Raw genomic sequence first — 17,464 nt, forward strand, 5'->3', positions numbered from 1 at the left:
AGCTAAACCTGACTGGCATTTTTTATGATTAAATAGATGATATTCAGAATTGATATAAGTATCCGAAATCATCATGACATCAACATGGCGTTATTCTTCGCTGCTGGCAGCACTTCTGCTCCCAGTTTCTGTAGCTCAGGCCGACGAACTTCAGGCAAAACAGTACGCTGATTTTGACAGCTACGTGCTGGCCCTCTCCTGGCAAACCGGATTTTGTCAGAGCCAACACGAGAGAAATCGTCAAGAGCCCGCCGAATGTCGTCTGCAAAAAGAGAGCGCGGACAAAGCAGATTTCCTGACCGTTCACGGTTTATGGCCCAGCCTGCCAAAATCCATCGCCGCCCGCGGAGTAGACAACCGCCGCTGGATGCGCTTTGGCTGCGCGACTCGCCCTATTCCCAACCTGCCTGAAGCGCGCGCCAGCCGTAAATGCGCGGCTCCCGAAACGGGCCTGTCGCTGGAAAGCGCGGCAAAACTCAGTGCCGTAATGCCCGGTGCCGGCGGGAGATCGTGTCTGGAACGTTACGAATATGCCAAACATGGCGCCTGTTTCGGTTTTGATCCCGACGCATACTTCGGCACGATGGTACGGATGAATAATGAGGTTAAGAACAGCGAAGCTGGCAAATTCCTCGCGGAAAACTACGGCAAAACCGTCAGCCGCAGCGCATTTGACGCGGCCGTCGCTAAAAGCTGGGGCAGAGAGAACGTTAAAGCCGTGAAGCTAAGCTGCCACGGCAATCCGGCCTATCTCACAGAAATCCAGTTGTCCCTGAAAGCCGACACCATTAACCAGACGTTATCCGCACAGTCATTCTTACCGCAACCGCATCCGGGTAACTGCGGTAAAAAGTTTATTATCGACAAAGTGGGATACTGAAAATAACGACCGGCGCGGCAAGCTGGCGTCGGTCCATATGGTTAGCGTTTTGAACGGGCATCCGGGCGAATTAAATCAAAGCGGTGTGTTTCACTGATCGAATAATACGCCGTTGGCCCGCCCGCACGCAGTACCGGTTTTGCTTTCGCCGTCTGGTAGATGCCGCCTTCCAGTAGCGTTTCATCAATATGGATACCCACCACTTCTCCCAGCACCAGCCAGGTTTCAACAGGCGAACCATCAGCGGTGGTCAGTTGCAGACTTTGCGATAAGCGACACTCAAAATTGACCGGGCTTTGCGCCACGCGCGGCACGCTGACTATCCGACTATCTACTTTGCTAAGCCCGGCGGCAAAAAACTCATCCTCGCCGTGAGGCAAGCTGGCTGACGTTTCGTTCATCGCGCTGGCCAGCTCAAGAGTCGTCAGATTCCAGACAAACTCACCGGTGTCGATAATATTCTGCACGCTATCTTTCCAGCCGCTACTGGCGAAACCGATAATCGGCGGATGATAATTAAAGCAGTTAAAGAAACTGTACGGTGCAAGGTTATGCCGACCGTCGCTGTCGCGGGAGGCAATCCAGCCAATAGGGCGCGGTCCAATGATGGCATTCAGCGGGTCATGCGGTAAGCCGTGTCCTTGTGATGGTTGATAGAAATACATAGCGTTCTCTGTTGAAGTTAACATCAGCGCAGCACAAATTATGCTTCGCTCATCTCCCTGGAAAAAGAAGATCAGCGTAGAACAATCCGCTAAAGATTACGATTGAATAAAGTTGAGCAGATCGCCGTTGATCTGTTGTTTATGGGTAGTGCAAATGCCATGCGAACCGCCAACATACACCTTCAACTGCGCGTCCGGCAGTATTTCCGCCGCAACCTTTCCGCAGGTTTCAAACGGGACAATCTGATCGTCATCACCATGGATCACCAGCGTCGGGATAGTCATCTTTTTGAGATCCTCACGCAGGTCAGTTTCTGAAAACGCGTGAATACAGTCGTACAACGCTTTGATGGAACCTTGTAAGCCCTGTTCAACAAAGCTTTCACGAACGGCTTTCGACGCATTTACGCCCGGGCGGTTGTAGCCATAGAATGCAGCGGTCAGTTCATAGAAGAAGGCAGCGCGATCGTTTATCACTCCCTCACGGATGCCATCAAACACCTCTTTCGGCACACCATTTGGGTTAAAGTCGGTCTTGATCATTATGGGCGTCACCGCGCCGATTAACACCGCTTTGGCTACCCGCTGCGTTCCATGGCGACCAATGTACCTCGCCACTTCCCCGCCCCCGGTAGAGTGTCCGACATGTACGGCATCTTTAAGATTGAGATGCGCGGTAAGTTCAGCCAGATCGTCAGCATACTGATCCATATTGTGACCATCCCAGGGTTGGGCTGAACGCCCATGCCCACGCCTGTCATGGGCGATCACCCGAAATCCTTTCGACCCGAGAAACAGCATCTGATCTTCAAACGCATCTGCCGTCAGCGGCCAGCCATGGCTAAAGACAATAGGCTGCCCACTTCCCCAATCTTTAAAATGCAAATAGCTGCCGTCTTTCAAGGTAAGTTTGTCGTACTGGCTCATGAGATCTCCTGTCGCGGAACACTGAGTTGTTTGACGCGCCCGCAGCGAGCGCTTAAAAAGCATAATGCAAATTGGAGAACGATCGCGTTTTTCGGCTAAAATCACACCATACGCAACAATATTGATGATTTGCCTGAATGTGAACTAAATCACTTCAAACCAGGGGTAAGTCTCAGTATCATCATAAAAGCTAAACCCTTGCCGCCTGACGGTGAGGGTTTTCTTTTGGGATTATTTACCTGCGCACCCGCAGTATCGACGACATGGAGTAACAAATGTCCAGACCAACTATCATCATTAACGACCTCGATGCGGAACGCATTGACCGCCTGTTGGAGCAACCTGCGTTTGCTGGTTTACCGATTGCCGACGCCCTGAACGCCGAGCTGGATCGTGCCCAAATGTGTTCACCAGAAACCATGCCGCACGATGTCGTGACCATGAACAGCCGCGTGAAATTCCGCAATCTGAGTGATGGCGAAGTCCGTGTGCGTACCCTGGTGTATCCGGCCAATATGACTGACAGCAGCACACAGCTTTCGGTAATGGCACCTGTTGGCGCTGCACTTCTGGGCCTGCGCGTTGGCGACACCATTCACTGGGAACTACCAGGCGGGACCTCAACACACCTCGAAGTCATCGAGCTTGAGTACCAACCTGAAGCTGCGGGCGACTACCTGCGCTAACTCTGTCTTATCAAAGCCACTCGCTTTATCTTACAGGGGATGCATCCGCATCCTCTTTCCGGTTAGTCCTCTGCTCCTGACTCTCACCTTATCTCCTGTTCGCAAAACATAAATCTGTGTCGTGACTGACAGAATCATTTTTAATACTATGCTGATATGTGTTCATGTAATGACAAGGAGAATGTTTATGTACAACACAATCATAATGCCTGTTGATGTATTCGAAATGGAACTGAGCGACAAGGCTATTCGCCATGCAGAATTTCTGGCACAGGAAAACGGGGTTATCCATCTGCTGCATGTGCTGCCAGGCTCAGCAAGCTTAAGCCTGCACCGCTTTGCAGCCGATGTCCGTCGTTTTGAAGAGCATCTACAACACGAAGCGGAAACTCGTCTGCAAACGATGGTCGGTCACTTCAGCATCGATCCTTCCCGTATTAAACAACACGTCCGCTTTGGCAGCGTACGTGACGTCGTCAACGAGTTGGGTGAAGAGTTGAATGCGGATGTGGTCGTCATTGGATCGCGCAACCCATCAATCAGCACTCATCTGCTCGGCTCAAACGCTTCCAGCGTTGTTCGCCACGCTACTCTGCCAGTGCTGGTTGTACGTTAATAGTCTCTAATTTGCTAAAGAAAACCCCTGCCAGGTTAATGCCTGACAGGGGTTTTTATTGCCTGACGATCAGTACAAATGACCGATATTCACGATAGTACTAACCGTATCGCCAAAGAACGTCAGACGACCCAGGAATACGCCAACAAACAGCAGGACAAAGAGCGCTTTTGCACGACGCTCGCCCTGGCTGCTGAGGACAAAGGCCACCGCCAGACACACCAGACTTGCCAGATAAAGCGGCGACGTCAGCCAGGCATGTGCCGTCATCTGCATGATGGTGCCACCGCTTAGCCAGATAATGGGCGCGGCAATCATGACCGCCATACAAACGAAAATCCCCTGACGCAATGCGGCAACGGCAGGCGTGAGGTTAAGCAGCGGAATCGCCGCACAACCCATAACCCACACCGTGATGAAGAACAGCAGCATCGTCAGACCGTTGGCGATCGCCACCATCGCCGGGGCGGCATAGGTCATCCCCTGTACCGCCACCAGCGCGATCCCGAGAACAGAGGCCAGAATGGCCGGCGCTTTGTGCCCTTTTGCCAAAAACGTCACGCCCACCGCCGCGCCGTATAAAGTTGCGCCGAGAATCTCACGGCTCAGCCAGGCATGCTGGAGGTTAATCAGGGCATTGTAGGCGCGATCCGGATGCGCCAGGTGCAATACCGCCGCCACGGAAGCAGCCGCCAGAACCAGCCCGCTTACCAGCCAGTACAGGCGCTTGCTTTCCAGTTTCCCTTGCAGCGTGCGCAGCGTCAGAATGAGCGTTATACCAACCGACATCTGGCTCAATACGGTAAAAATAACCAGAGGGAATTCATACTTTTCCATTACTTGCCCTCCGGTTGCTTCGGTTGACGCGCGAGGATAAAACGCGTGCCAGGGTTAAGCTGCGGCATACGTGGGAATCCCGGCGGATACTGTACGGCATTGTTGGGGATCGGATCGGCATCCAGATCGATAAGCGTCAGGGCGCCTACCGGGCAGGCACTCACGCACGCCGGCTGCATACCGACATCGAGACGCTCGTAGCACATGCTGCATTTTTCCGCTTTTTTCGTCTCTTCATTAAAGCGCGGCGCACCGTATGGGCAATTGCGGATACAGTTTTTGCATCCGATACAACGTTCCGGATTATGCACCACAACACCATCCTCGCGTTTGGTGTACGCCTCTACCGGACAAGCCGCCAGGCAGGCCGGATTTTCGCAATGGTTACAGGCCAGCGAGTAGAACGCTCGCTCCTCATGCGGGTAAATTTCTTTATCCAGCGGGTAGACATAGCGCCAGAAACGTTCAGGCTCCAGCTGATTAAAACTCTTACACGCCATCGCACAGCCACGGCAGCCGATGCACTTATCGCTATTGACTAAAAACGCGCGTCTCATGCCGCAGCTCCTTCATTTCCTGACAGAGTAATATCTACAAATTGACTGTGTATGGCCGCACCGGGCGCGCCTGTCGCCATTTTTCCCATATCGGCGGGCGTATCTTTGACCACATTCTGTACGTTGTAACTAAGCTTGTTGAACCAGGATTCGTACATCACAAGAAAATCTTCCGGCACATTAGTGGTAATTTTGGCTCGCAACTCAACATGGCCCACCTCGTTGAAGACTTTGACGTGAGCGCCCTCAGTGATGCCCTTTTTCTGTGCAGCAAGCGGGTGGATATAAACAAAGGGTTCTGGCCAGAAAACCTGCATCCAGTCCAGATTGACAAACTGCGAGTGCAGACCGTACTGAAGATGAGGTGTAAACAGGTGGAACGGCAGCGCACCCTGTGCACCCGCTTTATATTCCGGCAAAGCCGTGTGACCATTTTCCGCACAACGTTCTGATTTGAACTCGTACTTGCCTGACGGCGTTTTGAACTTGCGATCGTACCAGGCCGCGGTGCTGACCATTTTTGCTTTGCGTGGTCCTTCCAGCAGGTCATCCCAGCCCGCAATGCCAAACTGTTTCCCCATCCCCTCATTAAATTCCTGATCCAACCAGCGTTTAGCATCAAACGCCTGCGGGAAGGTACATGAACCGGGTTCCAGTTTATTGATGGTTTTGGACAGCAGCGCCGCGATTTCCGGATCGCTCTTGCACTCATACAGCGGTTTGATAGCCGGCTCGTTGACGGATAACCAGTAGTGCCAATAAGACGAAGAGACATCCCATTGTTCAAAGGTGGTAGTGACAGGCAGCACGATATCCGCATGCTGGACGGTTTCGTTGAAGAACTGGTCGACACAAACCACCATTTCCAGTTTATCAAACGCTTTGATCATCTTGTTGCGGTCGAAATCCTGAGCAAACGGGTTTTTAGAGGCCACCCACAGCATCCGTACCGGTGGTTCACTGGCGTCCAGAATCCCTTGCGCCGTCTGGTTGATATTCAGCGCACGATCGGAGTATTCGCTCTTCTCACCGCTATCGCTGACAAACTCACCCACCGGACCACCTGCGCCTTTTATTCCGACAGAACCTGCAGGAGGCTTCTGCATCATTCCATGGTAGTTATAACCCCATGTCTGCAGATGACCGTAGCGGGCACCGCCGCCCTCAATACCAATATTGCCGGTCATTGCCACAAAGGCATCGATCGCCCGTACGTTAGCGCCGCCGTTAACATGGCGCTGCATGCCGTAGCCAATCCACACGGTGGCAGGATTAACCGCCGTAAACTCTTCCGCTAACTGGCGAATGGCATCCGCCGACAGACCGCAAATTTCAGCGGCCCACTCGACGGTCACACTGCTGCGCAGATAAGCTTCGAATTCCGGGTATCCGTGGGAATAGTTATTGACGAAATCCTGATCAACTAAACCTTTATCCACCAGGTGACGCGCCATGCCCAGCGCCAGAGCGCCATCTGAGCCTGGGCGAACACGTAAATAAAGATCGGCTTTCGCGGCGGTCTGCGTTAACAGCGGATCGATAACGACAACTTTTGCGCCTTTCTCCCGCGCCTGATAGATGTATTTCATAGTGTGCATAGAGCACCAGGCCGGATTCGCGCCCCAGATGATGATATATTTTGCTTTTACAAAATCTTCCGGGTCGTTACACCACATATCCCCCATATCATAGTTCTGGGCGTCGATACCGGCTGGCCAGCAAGGTGTCCCGGCAAAACGGGTGGTGTAACCCAGCGAAGACATCATCCCTTCAACGGCATAACCCATCACCCCAAGGTTGCCTGAGTATTTTGACAGCGCCAGCCCCAGCATTGAGCCGTCTTTCTTTTTAATCTCCAGCATCTTGGTCGCAATGCGCTGCATTGCTTCGTCCCAGGAGATACGACGCCAGTTACCGCTGCCGCGAACATCCTGAACCATCGGATATTTAATGCGATCCGGGCTATACACCCGGCGAGGATAAGTCAGACCTTTTACACAGGGTGTTCCATGCGTAAACGTTGACTCAGGCGCGCCTTCCACAAAGGTAATGACGTCATCCTTCACCCAGGTTTTCAGGCTACAGGTGTCATAGCAGTTACGCGGACAGGCGTTGCGAGAAATTTTGTAAGTTTTAGGGTTAAACGGAATTGGCGGTTGCGCCAATGCGCAGCGTGAAGTCAGCAACCCCCCAGGCAGGGCAGCCACGGTTCCAAGGGCAACTAACCCTTTCAAAAATGAACGTCTGTTCAGAACTCCCGGTTCATTACTCATATTGATACTCTCGTGTTTAATTCATTAAGCCAAGAAGACAACCTTCCCGCTACGGTTTTCAGCGTGGCGGTTTGTGCATTTATATTTATTTTTTCGATATACTCGGGCACCCACAGCGCTATATACTCACTTATATATCGAGTGAAGGCGACCTGGTATTTAGCTGATGTTCTGGCATTAGCCGATAATAAAACCGCCAATTCCAATACATATGAAATATGATCATCCGGTATATTATTTTTGTGGTTTATAGATAAACCTATATTTGCCATGAATTCCCGAATGCTCAAAGTTGATTTACCCATTACGAGGGCATCTTCTTCGAGATAAACCGAAGCGAACGGCGCAGCCTTTAACGTCTGTGGCCCGACAAATAGCGCATTGAAGTCGTACTCCGCGTCCAACCACTCCTGTTCTGTAAGCGTCGAGGCATGTGTTTCCAGAGCTGAATAAGCCGCTTTCAGCGTGTGACTATCGTGAGAAATAAAAAAATCACGCAACAATAACCCTGTCGATTCAAAGATCGTCAGGGTTTCATATATTTCACCCATGAATTAACCAACCATTTATTCATAAAACAAATGAAAACGTAATGCAGGTTGATATAATAAAGAAAACGCCTCATCTTTCTTTGATGAAACTAATGTTCAGACTCATTAAATGAATGTGTTATGCGGTTTATTGTTTCAAGAATTGACAATCTGAAAGCGTGGAAATAAAAAACCGCCAGCGGATGGCTGACGGTTTTGGCATTGCAGGTGTGTCTTACTTTTTTTATGCTACTGTCGTGCGAATCAGATAATCAAACGAACTCAATGAGGCCTTCGCGCCTTCACCGGTCGCGATGATGATCTGCTTATATGGTACGGTGGTGCAGTCACCAGCGGCGAAAACCCCCTTCACGCTGGTTTCGCACTTGGCATCGATGATGATTTCACCCATGCGATTACGCTCGACGGCACCTTCCAGCCAGTTGGTGTTTGGCAGCAGACCTATCTGTACAAAGATACCCGCCAGTTCCACACTGTGAACGTCGCCACTCACGCGGTCACGATACTCCAGGCCGGTGACTTTGCTGCCATCGCCTTTCACTTCTGTCGTTTGCGCATTCAGAATAATATCGACGTTTTTCAGACTGCGAAGCTTATTCTGCAGCACCTGATCAGCTTTCATTTCAGGTGCGAACTCCAGCAGCGTCACATGTTCAACAATGCCTGCCAGGTCAATAGCAGCTTCAACACCGGAGTTGCCGCCACCAATCACCGCAACGCGCTTGCCTTTGAACAGCGGGCCATCGCAGTGCGGGCAGTAGGTTACGCCTTTGGTGCGATACTGATCTTCACCCGGAACGTTCATGTTGCGCCATTTCGCACCGGTGGCAATGATAATGCTGCGTGCTTTCAGCACCGCGCCGGATGCCGTTTCAATCTGATGTAAACCGCCTTCCTGCGCCGCCGGAACCAGTTTACTTGCGCTCTGGCTGTCGATCACATCAACATCATAGTCATCAACGTGTGCTTTCAGCGCGCCCGCCAGTTTCTGGCCTTCGGTTTTCGGTACCGAGATGTAGTTTTCAATATCAACGGTATCAAGAACCTGACCGCCAAAACGTTCGCCCATCAGACCGGTGCGAATACCTTTACGTGCAGAGTACACTGCCGCTGCCGCCCCCGCAGGACCGGAACCGACAATCAGCACGTCATAAGCATCACGTTTGTTCAGCTCTTGTGCCGCACGTTTTTCTGCGCCGCTATCTACTTTCGCCACGATCTCAGTCAGCGTCATACGCCCCTGACCGAACTCTTTGCCGTTCATATACACCGCCGGAACGCCCATCACGTTGCGATCGGTAATTTCGTTCTGGAATGTACCGCCGTCAATCGCCGTATGCTTGATGCGTGGATTCAGTACCGACATCAGGTTCAGCGCCTGTACCACGTCCGGACAGTTATGACAGGAAAGCGAATAATAGGTTTCAAACTCAAAATCACCGTCGAGATCGCGGATCTGCTCCAGCAACGCCTGCGCCTCTTTTGACGGATGACCACCGGTCCACAGCAGCGCCAGCACCAGGGAGGTAAACTCATGGCCCAGCGGAGAACCGGCAAAGCGCGGCCCCTGGTGAGAACCTGGATTGGTGATCAGGAACGATGGCTTGCGTACCGCCAGAGTATTGTCTTCTTTAAAGGTGACTTTTTCTGACAGTTCAGCAATTTCAGTCAGCAGTTCCTTGATTTCTGCCGATTTAGCGCTGTCATCCAGCGTAGCAATCAGCTCAACAGGTTTGGTCAGTTTCTCAAGATAAGCCTTGAGCTGGGTTTTCATATTTGTGTCGAGCATTCTTCTTCCCTCTCTGAAAACATCATCATGCAAGCCGACTTTGCGGGACTGCATTAATGCAACTTGCGTCATGGTGCTGGAATGAAACAGGCGCAAACTGCGCCTGTGGAATGGCCGGATGCACTGCGTTTATCCGGCCTACAAATTATGCGACTTAAATCTTACCGACCAGATCTAAGGATGGAGCCAGGGTCGCTTCGCCTTCTTTCCATTTCGCCGGGCAAACTTCACCTGGGTGAGAGGCAACGTACTGTGCGGCTTTAATTTTACGCAGCAGGTCAGACGCATCACGGCCGATACCTTCAGCGGTAACTTCGATTGCCTGGATGATACCCTGCGGGTCTACAACGAAGGTTGCGCGGTCAGCCAGACCTTCATCTTCACGCATGTTGTCGAAGTTACGGGTCAGGGCGCCAGTCGGGTCGCCGATCATCGCGTATTTGATTTTCGCGATGGTGTCAGAGCTGCTGTGCCATGCTTTGTGGGTGAAGTGGGTGTCAGTAGATACGGAATAGACATCTACGCCCAGTTTCTGCAGTTCTTCGTAGTGGTCAGCCACATCACCCAGCTCGGTCGGGCAAACGAAAGTAAAGTCAGCCGGGTAGAAGAAGAAGACGCTCCAGCGACCTTCGGTATCTTTCTCGGTTACTTCGATGAACTCACCGTTTTTGAACGCCTGGTTTTTGAAAGGTTTAATTTTGGTATTAATCAAAGACATCTGTACTTCCTCCGTGTTTTCGTTGAGAGATAAGTTAACGAAAATCTCTTCGCAGGGCTAATGTGTTTCCTTTATCAAATCAATAAGCGTTAACTAACAACCCACTCAAACTCATGTTGTGAACCTAAAGATAAAAGTAAAAAAGGCCCCCTTTGCAGGGAGCCTCATTACCCGAGCTACCCGCAGGTAACGTCAGTGCCAGCAGGGCTGGCTATGTGTTGCGCTCTACATTACCTTAACAAAGGTCGTAACAGCGATTGGGATTACATCACCCCACTCAAGAAAGGGCAATCGACAGACGGTCGATCTTACCTATGGCTGCGATAGGTTTTGCAACTTAGCCCCCTTTCCTTCTGATTTTATAAGGAAAATTAATGTTTAAACGTACCTTACTCTTAACCCTGCTTCCTGCCGTGGTGCACGCCGAAGAACTTCCTGCCCCCGTTAAAGCTATTGAGAAACAGGGCATTACTATTCTCAAACCCTTCGACGCGCCGGGTGGAATGAAGGGCTACCTGGGAAAATACCAGGATATGGGCGTTACTATCTATGTTACGCCTGACGGCAAACACGCCATTTCCGGTTATATGTATAACGAAAAAGGTGAAAACCTCAGTAATACGCTGATAGAAAAAGAGATCTACGCCCCTGCCGGACGCGAAATGTGGCAGCGAATGGAAAAAACATCCTGGATTCTGGACGGGAAAAAAGAGGCTCCAGTCATTGTCTATGTGTTTGCCGATCCCTTCTGTCCCTATTGCAAACAGTTCTGGCAAAAGGCTCGCCCGTGGGTAGACTCAGGTAAAGTTCAGTTGCGCACAATACTGGTTGGCGTAATTAAACCCGAAAGCCCGGCTACCGCCGCTGCGATTCTGGCCGCAAAAGATCCGGCCAAGACCTGGCATGACTATGAGGCATCTGGTGGGAATATGAAGCTAGAAATCCCGACCTCCATTTCACCGGAGCAGATGAAGGTATTGAATATCAATCAAAAGTTGATGGATGATTTAGGCGCCAACGTCACGCCGGCTATCTATTACATGAGTAAAGACGATACGTTACAACAGGAAGTCGGCTTGCCGGATAAGGAGAAATTAAACATTATCATGGGTAATAAATAAAAGTAACAAAATGAGTGGTTGTTATCATTTTCATGTCAATCACTCATTTAAATTAACTTTTTTGGTCAAAATTATGCAATATGTGCTATTTTAGTTTAAATTAATAATTCATTAAGCACACAAACATAAATCACAAGAATAATCACAACTTAAAATATTTCAAAATTAAATCTTTCAAAACATGACCATCACAGGAAGGTATGCATGGCTAACCTCTATGACCTCAAAAAGTTCGATCTCAATCTGTTGGTTATCTTTGAGTGTATTTATCAACATTTGAGTATCACTAAAGCTGCTGAAACTTTGTATATTACCCCCTCTGCCGTTAGCCAGTCACTGCAACGGCTACGCACACAATTTAATGACCCACTGTTTATCCGCTCCGGAAAAGGCCTAACGCCAACGATTATGGGGATTAACCTCCATCATCATCTTGAGAAAAACCTCAACAGTCTGGAGCAGACAATAAACATCATGAATAACTCCAGTCTGAAGAAAAAATTCATTATTTACTGTCCACAACTGCCAACCATTATCAACATCGAGGAAGTTATTCATTTTCTCAGAGAAGACTCACATGTCGAAATTGAGCACCATAACATACTCATCACTGCTGAAAGTACGGAAAATCTGTTGGCTTACAGAAAAGCAGATTTAGTCATTGCTACCGCCCCAGTGAGTAATCGCTCGATAATATGCTCACCATTTAAAACTGCTGAAACAATATTAGTTTGCAACAAAAACCATCCAAGAATTAATGGAGAAAGCACGCTTGAAACAATATTAAAAGAACAGTTCACGCAACTTATCTCTGAAGACCCTGGCGTTAAAGAATACTGGCAAAAAACCAGCGCCTTGCTGGCTAATCGAGATATTGGTTTCCGCAGCGACTCATTAATAACGATCATTAATATTATTTCAAACACAGATATCATAGGTCTGCTACCAAGGGATGTTTACGAACAATATACCGGCTCATTTAATTTAAAAGAGATCTGTATCGATATCCCCTTACCAAAAATAAATTTATTTTTGATGTATAACAGAGCATCACTCAACAATACTGGCTTCGTTAATTTAATTAATAAAATAAATGATAAAAATGACCAGAGGACTAACAAATAGAGCTTTAGCTATTCATTTTATATTTTTATGAATAAAGGCAATTCAAAACAACCATGAATGTATTAAAACGTTGCACCTGAAAAAAATTAGCATATCTTATTGTCAGCATTTGTTATTGTTTTGAATAATAATTCTGATATGAGCTTAATATGTCTATTTATAAAATCCCGCTTGCTCAAAACGTGCTGGACGCCGCTCTGGAGCGCATAACCTGGGCGCTGGAAACTCTGCCTCGGGTTTGTGTCTCTTTCTCCGGCGGGAAAGATTCAGGACTGATGTTACATCTGACAGCTATGCTTGCACGCCAACTGCATAAAAAAATTGATGTACTATTTATCGACTGGGAAGCCCAGTTTTCCTGCACTATTGATTATGTTGAGGCGCTTCGTGCACGTTATTCTGATGTCATCGAGCGCTTTTATTGGGTGGCTTTACCGCTCACCACCCAGAATTCCCTCTCTCAATTTCAGCCAGAATGGCAGTGTTGGGAACCAGGTACTCCGTGGGTTCGCCAGCCTCCCACGGATGCCATATCCGATCCAGAGTATTTCTCCTTCTATCAACCCGGCATGACCTTTGAACAATTTGTTCGCGAGTTCGCTGACTGGTATTCAGAGAAACGTCCAGCCGGCATGATGGTCGGGATCCGCGCCGATGAGTCATATAATCGTTTTGTCGCCATTGCCAATTCGCAAAAGCAGCGCTTTGCCGATGATAAACCCTGGACCACCAGCGCCCCCGGCGGGCATACCTGGTATATTTACCCGATTTATGACTGGAAAACTGCCGATATCTGGACCTGGTTCGCAAAAACCAGAATGTCGTGCAATCCCTTATACAATCTCATGTATCAGGCCGGTGTCCCAACACGTTACATGCGTATTTGTGAGCCCTTTGGCCCGGAACAGCGTCAGGGATTATGGCTATATCACGTCATTGAACCCGAGCGCTGGGCAGCCATGTGTGCCCGTGTCAGCGGTGTAAAAAGTGGCGGAATTTATGCCGGTCAGGACAACCATTTTTACGGGCACCGCAAAATATTAAAACCCGAACATTTAAACTGGCAGGAATACGCCATGCTGCTACTCAATAGCATGCCGGAAAAGACCGCTGAGCATTATCGCAATAAAATCGCCATCTATTTGCAGTGGTATAAGAAAAAGGGCATGGACAATATCCCGCAAACTCAGGAAAAAGATATTGGCTCAGCGGATATTCCGTCGTGGCGGCGTATCTGTAAAGTCCTGCTGAATAACGACTACTGGTGCCGGGCGCTGTCATTCAGCCCCACAAAACCCAAAAACTACCAACGTTATAATGAACGCATGAAAATAAAACGCCAGCAATGGGGAATCTTATGCAACACCGACTAACTCAAGAACTCACTGGTTTTCTTTCTGGGCTGTCAGAAGAAGAGCGAATTGAAGCAATCAACCAATTCAGAATGGCTATCCACAGCGTCAGCCCTTTTCGTGAAGAGCCAGTAGACTGTGTACTATGGATTAAAAACGAGCATATCTCACCCAATGACTATAACCCTAATAACGTTGCGCCTCCGGAGAAAAAGCTGCTGCAGAAATCCCTCGAAGCAGACGGATTCACGCAGCCCATCGTGGTAGTTCACTCCACGGCGGAAGAATACGAAATTGTCGATGGTTTCCACCGTCATGAGCTAGGTAAAAGCAAACCGTCGCTGAAATCACGCCTGCATGGCTACCTGCCGGTCACCTGTTTACAGCGTGAACGCCATGAACGCATGGCAGCGACAATTCGTCATAACCGTGCCCGCGGGCGGCATAAAATTCATGCCATGTCGGAAATCGTTCGTGAATTATCGCTCCTGGGATGGAGCGAAGAGAAAATCAGTAAAGAGTTAGGTATGGACGACGATGAGGTTTTACGTCTGAAACAAATTAACGGTCTGCAAGAGTTATTTGCCGACCGTCGCTTCTCCAAAGCCTGGACAGTAAAATAACTACAGCGCAACCAGACGTTCGGCTGCCGCCAGCAGCGTCGATTCTTGCTTGGCAAAACATAGACGAATCAGCTTATGCGGGAAAGGATCGGCGCAGAAAACCGACAACGGGATCGCGGCAACGCCCACTTCTTTGGTCAGCCACTGGCAAAACTCAACGTCGTTAAGCGTGGAGACGGCACTGTAATCGACCAGCAGAAAATAGGTGCCTTCACACGGCAAAATTTCCAGTCGGCTGTCACGCAGCGCGTTCACCAACACATCGCGTTTTTTCTGATAAAAGGCTGGCAACTCACGATAGTGTGTTGGATCCTCCCGCAGCATATCCGCCAGCGCCAACTGAGCCGGCGTATTCACTGAGAACGTCAGATACTGGTGTACCTTGCGTAATTCAGCGCTAATGGCGGCTGGCGCAACACAGTAGCCGACTTTCCAGCCGGTCATATGGTAGGTCTTCCCAAACGATGAAACGGCAACGGCGCGTTCGCGCAGGTGTGAATGCGCCAGCACGCTGGCATGTCCCTGTCCGGCGAAGCAAATGTGCTCATAAACTTCGTCGCTAATGACAAAGATCTCACGTTCTTTAATTGCCTGCCACAGGGCATCAAAATCGGCGTGATGCCATACGGTGGCGGAAGGGTTGTGCGGCGTGTTAAGGATCACCAGTCGGGTACGTTCGCTGAGTACAGCGCTAAATTCCTGCCAGTTGACGCGAAAAGACGGCGGTTGCAGCGCGATACGTTTAACTACGCCGCCGGATAATTCGACCGCGGGCGCATAGCTGTCGTAGCTCGGGTCAAAACAAATCACCTCATCGCCAGGACGCACCAGCGCCGTAATTGCGGCGAACAGCGCTTCTGTGGCCCCCGCCGTCACGGTCACTTCACTATTCGCATCAGGTTTATAGCCGTACAACTGCGCGGTTTTATCCGCAATGGCTTCGCGCAACGGCTGTACGCCCGTCATCGGCGCATACTGGTTTGCGCCATGCGCGACGTGATACGCCAGGCGTTCCTGCAAAAAAAGTGGGCCGTCAAAATCAGGAAATCCCTGCGAGAGGTTAATGGCCTGATGCTGCTGCGCCAGCGCGCTCATTTGCGTGAAGATAGTGGTGCCAAGATTAGGCAGTTTGCTTTGCGGAATCAGCGGGTTATTACTCATTATTGTTATCCCAGCGTGTGATGTTGTGGTTGAAGCCACTATAGCACGATGCTAGTATTTGGCAATCAAGACGTTCGGACGTCTATATAAAAATAACCTGCATTGACAGGACAGCCAAAAGGACAACACAACATGAGTAATACCGAGATTCGCGTCGTCACCGGCCCGGCCAACTATTTTTCCCATCCCGGCAGCCTGTCAAGACTCAACGATTTTTTCACCGCAGAGCAACTCTCACGCGCCGTCTGGGTTTACGGTGAACGCGCCATCGACGCGGCCCGCCCTTATCTGCCTGAGGCATTTCATCTTGCCGATGCCAGACACCTGCTGTTTACGGGACATTGCAGTGAAACCGATGTTACTCAACTGGCAAAAGAGTCAGGAGAGAATCGCAGCGTGGTGATTGGTGTGGGCGGCGGGACATTGCTCGACACGGCCAAAGCGCTGGCTCGTCGTCTGGGTCTGCCTTTTGTCGGTATTCCTACTATCGCAGCGACCTGCGCCGCATGGACACCGCTCTCCGTCTGGTACAACGATGCAGGCCAGGCGCTGCATTTCGAAATTTTCGCTGACGCCAATTTCCTCGTGCTGGTCGAGCCAGAGATCGTTCTCAATGCGCCTGAAGAATACTTACTGGCGGGGATCGGCGACACGCTGGCGAAATGGTACGAGGCAGTCGTGCTCGCACCTGAGCCGGAAAACCTGCCTCTGACCGTACGTCTGGGTATCCATGCTGCGCAGACGATCCGCGACGTCCTGTTGGAAAGCAGCGAGCAGGCGCTGGTCGATAAGCAACAAGGTACGTTAAGCCGCACGTTTTGCGATGTAGTGGATGCAATTATTGCCGGAGGCGGCATGGTCGGCGGTCTGGGTGAGCGCTACACCCGCGTGGCGGCGGCGCATTCGGTACATAATGGCCTGACCGTGCTCCCGCAAACGGAGAAGTTTTTGCATGGCACCAAAGTGGCGTACGGCATACTGGTGCAGAGCGCGCTGCTGGGACAAGATGATGTGCTGGCGCAGTTAATTACTGCCTATCAGCGCTTCAACCTGCCAACCCGGTTGGCTCAACTGGAAGTGGACATCAACAACCGTGCCGAAATCGACAACGTGATTGCGCACACCCTGCGCCCGGTGGAGTCCATTCATGCGCTGCCGGTAACGTTAACGCCACAGACGCTGCGCGCAGCGTTCGAAAAAGTAGAATCGTTTACGGTGTGATTATGGTGTGGGATGCCTGATGGCAGCAACGCAGCGAAACCCTGGAACTTACAAAGGTAAGTGACCAGGGTGAACACGCCTGCAGCTTGAATGATGAAGAGCATTAACAGCAGCGCGCGCCGCCTTTTCCCCCGTAGCGCGCATCCTGGCGTTCGCGGAAAAATTCTTCGTAGGTCATTGGCGTCAGGTCCGGATGCGTGACGCGCATATGCTCAACATAGTTGTCGTAATCCGGCACACCTATCATTAATCGGGCGGTTTGACCTAAATACTTCCCGGCTTTAGAGAGCGTTTCAAACATAGTGGTTCCCTGTCGAACAAACGCCCTCCCCATTCAGGAGAGGGCTCGTTGGTTAAGAGAA

General features: G+C 50.3%; 18 protein-coding genes. 8 read left to right on the top strand and 10 right to left on the bottom strand.

Annotated elements, in window-relative coordinates; translation table 11 throughout:
- Positions 1–73: 73 nt before the first annotated feature.
- Positions 74–880, top strand: coding sequence for a ribonuclease I (rna, locus tag OGW44_RS17720; protein WP_185654267.1), 807 nt, complete (start codon positions 74–76; stop codon positions 878–880).
- A gap of 41 nt (positions 881–921) precedes the next feature.
- On the opposite strand, the gene OGW44_RS17725 is transcribed toward rna, so the two are convergent.
- Together OGW44_RS17725 and OGW44_RS17730 are read right to left on the bottom strand one after the other, a co-directional pair.
- Positions 922–1,545 (bottom strand): flavin reductase family protein, encoded by a 624-nt coding sequence (locus OGW44_RS17725; protein ID WP_131380900.1) that lies wholly within the window; start codon positions 1,543–1,545, stop codon positions 922–924.
- A 96-nt stretch (positions 1,546–1,641) separates the two neighbouring features.
- On the bottom strand, positions 1,642–2,472 hold the full coding sequence (locus tag OGW44_RS17730; RefSeq protein WP_016152216.1) for an alpha/beta fold hydrolase: 831 nt from the start codon (positions 2,470–2,472) through the stop codon (positions 1,642–1,644).
- Positions 2,473–2,747: 275 nt separating this feature from the next.
- Here OGW44_RS17730 and rnk point away from each other — a divergent pair, with 275 nt between their 5' ends.
- Positions 2,748–3,158 carry a nucleoside diphosphate kinase regulator gene (gene rnk / locus OGW44_RS17735; RefSeq protein ID WP_005120853.1) on the top strand — a complete coding sequence of 137 codons (411 nt, stop codon included), beginning with the start codon at positions 2,748–2,750 and terminating at the stop codon, positions 3,156–3,158.
- Positions 3,159–3,345: 187 nt separating this feature from the next.
- A complete protein-coding gene (gene uspG / locus OGW44_RS17740; protein ID WP_016152215.1) occupies positions 3,346–3,774 on the top strand; it encodes a universal stress protein UspG in 429 nt (142 codons plus the stop codon).
- A gap of 69 nt (positions 3,775–3,843) precedes the next feature.
- Here uspG and OGW44_RS17745 read toward each other — a convergent pair whose 3' ends face one another.
- The 6 genes from OGW44_RS17745 to ahpC form a co-directional block, all read right to left on the bottom strand.
- Positions 3,844–4,611, bottom strand: coding sequence for a dimethyl sulfoxide reductase anchor subunit family protein (locus OGW44_RS17745; protein WP_185654266.1), 768 nt, complete (start codon positions 4,609–4,611; stop codon positions 3,844–3,846).
- Positions 4,611–5,168 carry a 4Fe-4S dicluster domain-containing protein gene (locus OGW44_RS17750; RefSeq protein ID WP_047415127.1) on the bottom strand — a complete coding sequence of 186 codons (558 nt, stop codon included), beginning with the start codon at positions 5,166–5,168 and terminating at the stop codon, positions 4,611–4,613. Before OGW44_RS17750 ends, OGW44_RS17745 begins: the two co-directional genes overlap by 1 nt.
- On the bottom strand, positions 5,165–7,441 hold the full coding sequence (locus tag OGW44_RS17755) for a molybdopterin-dependent oxidoreductase (protein ID WP_016155955.1): 2,277 nt from the start codon (positions 7,439–7,441) through the stop codon (positions 5,165–5,167). Before OGW44_RS17755 ends, OGW44_RS17750 begins: the two co-directional genes overlap by 4 nt.
- Positions 7,438–7,992, bottom strand: coding sequence for a TorD/DmsD family molecular chaperone (locus OGW44_RS17760; protein WP_185654265.1), 555 nt, complete (start codon positions 7,990–7,992; stop codon positions 7,438–7,440). Before OGW44_RS17760 ends, OGW44_RS17755 begins: the two co-directional genes overlap by 4 nt.
- Before the next feature lie 223 nt (positions 7,993–8,215).
- A complete protein-coding gene (gene ahpF, locus OGW44_RS17765; protein WP_016152210.1) occupies positions 8,216–9,781 on the bottom strand; it encodes an alkyl hydroperoxide reductase subunit F in 1,566 nt (521 codons plus the stop codon).
- A 154-nt stretch (positions 9,782–9,935) separates the two neighbouring features.
- Entirely contained in the window at positions 9,936–10,499 is a 564-nt protein-coding gene (gene ahpC, locus OGW44_RS17770) for an alkyl hydroperoxide reductase subunit C (protein ID WP_004859485.1), read from the bottom strand.
- 374 nt (positions 10,500–10,873) lie between these two features.
- On the opposite strand from ahpC, the gene dsbG reads away from it, so the two are divergent.
- The 4 genes from dsbG to OGW44_RS17790 all read left to right on the top strand — a co-directional run bounded on the left by dsbG (position 10,874) and on the right by OGW44_RS17790 (position 14,720).
- Positions 10,874–11,620, top strand: coding sequence for a thiol:disulfide interchange protein DsbG (gene dsbG / locus OGW44_RS17775; protein ID WP_016155953.1), 747 nt, complete (start codon positions 10,874–10,876; stop codon positions 11,618–11,620).
- A gap of 204 nt (positions 11,621–11,824) precedes the next feature.
- Positions 11,825–12,745, top strand: coding sequence for a DNA-binding transcriptional repressor CitR (gene citR, locus OGW44_RS17780; protein ID WP_016155952.1), 921 nt, complete (start codon positions 11,825–11,827; stop codon positions 12,743–12,745).
- Positions 12,746–12,894: 149 nt separating this feature from the next.
- On the top strand, positions 12,895–14,118 hold the full coding sequence (locus OGW44_RS17785; RefSeq protein WP_185654264.1) for a phosphoadenosine phosphosulfate reductase: 1,224 nt from the start codon (positions 12,895–12,897) through the stop codon (positions 14,116–14,118).
- Complete coding sequence (locus tag OGW44_RS17790) at positions 14,103–14,720, top strand: IbrB-like domain-containing protein (protein WP_016155950.1); 618 nt, start codon at positions 14,103–14,105, stop codon at positions 14,718–14,720. Before OGW44_RS17785 ends, OGW44_RS17790 begins: the two co-directional genes overlap by 16 nt.
- Here OGW44_RS17790 and OGW44_RS17795 read toward each other — a convergent pair whose 3' ends face one another.
- On the bottom strand, positions 14,721–15,881 hold the full coding sequence (locus tag OGW44_RS17795) for a pyridoxal phosphate-dependent aminotransferase (protein ID WP_046275110.1): 1,161 nt from the start codon (positions 15,879–15,881) through the stop codon (positions 14,721–14,723).
- 132 nt (positions 15,882–16,013) lie between these two features.
- On the opposite strand from OGW44_RS17795, the gene OGW44_RS17800 reads away from it, so the two are divergent.
- On the top strand, positions 16,014–17,102 hold the full coding sequence (locus tag OGW44_RS17800; protein WP_016152204.1) for an oxidoreductase: 1,089 nt from the start codon (positions 16,014–16,016) through the stop codon (positions 17,100–17,102).
- Positions 17,103–17,205: 103 nt separating this feature from the next.
- Here OGW44_RS17800 and OGW44_RS17805 read toward each other — a convergent pair whose 3' ends face one another.
- Positions 17,206–17,403 (bottom strand): YbdD/YjiX family protein, encoded by a 198-nt coding sequence (locus OGW44_RS17805; RefSeq protein WP_019076244.1) that lies wholly within the window; start codon positions 17,401–17,403, stop codon positions 17,206–17,208.
- Positions 17,404–17,464: the final 61 nt, after the last annotated feature.

The organism is Citrobacter sp. Cb023 (genome assembly GCF_030336805.1).
Lineage (GTDB): Bacteria > Pseudomonadota > Gammaproteobacteria > Enterobacterales > Enterobacteriaceae > Citrobacter > Citrobacter braakii.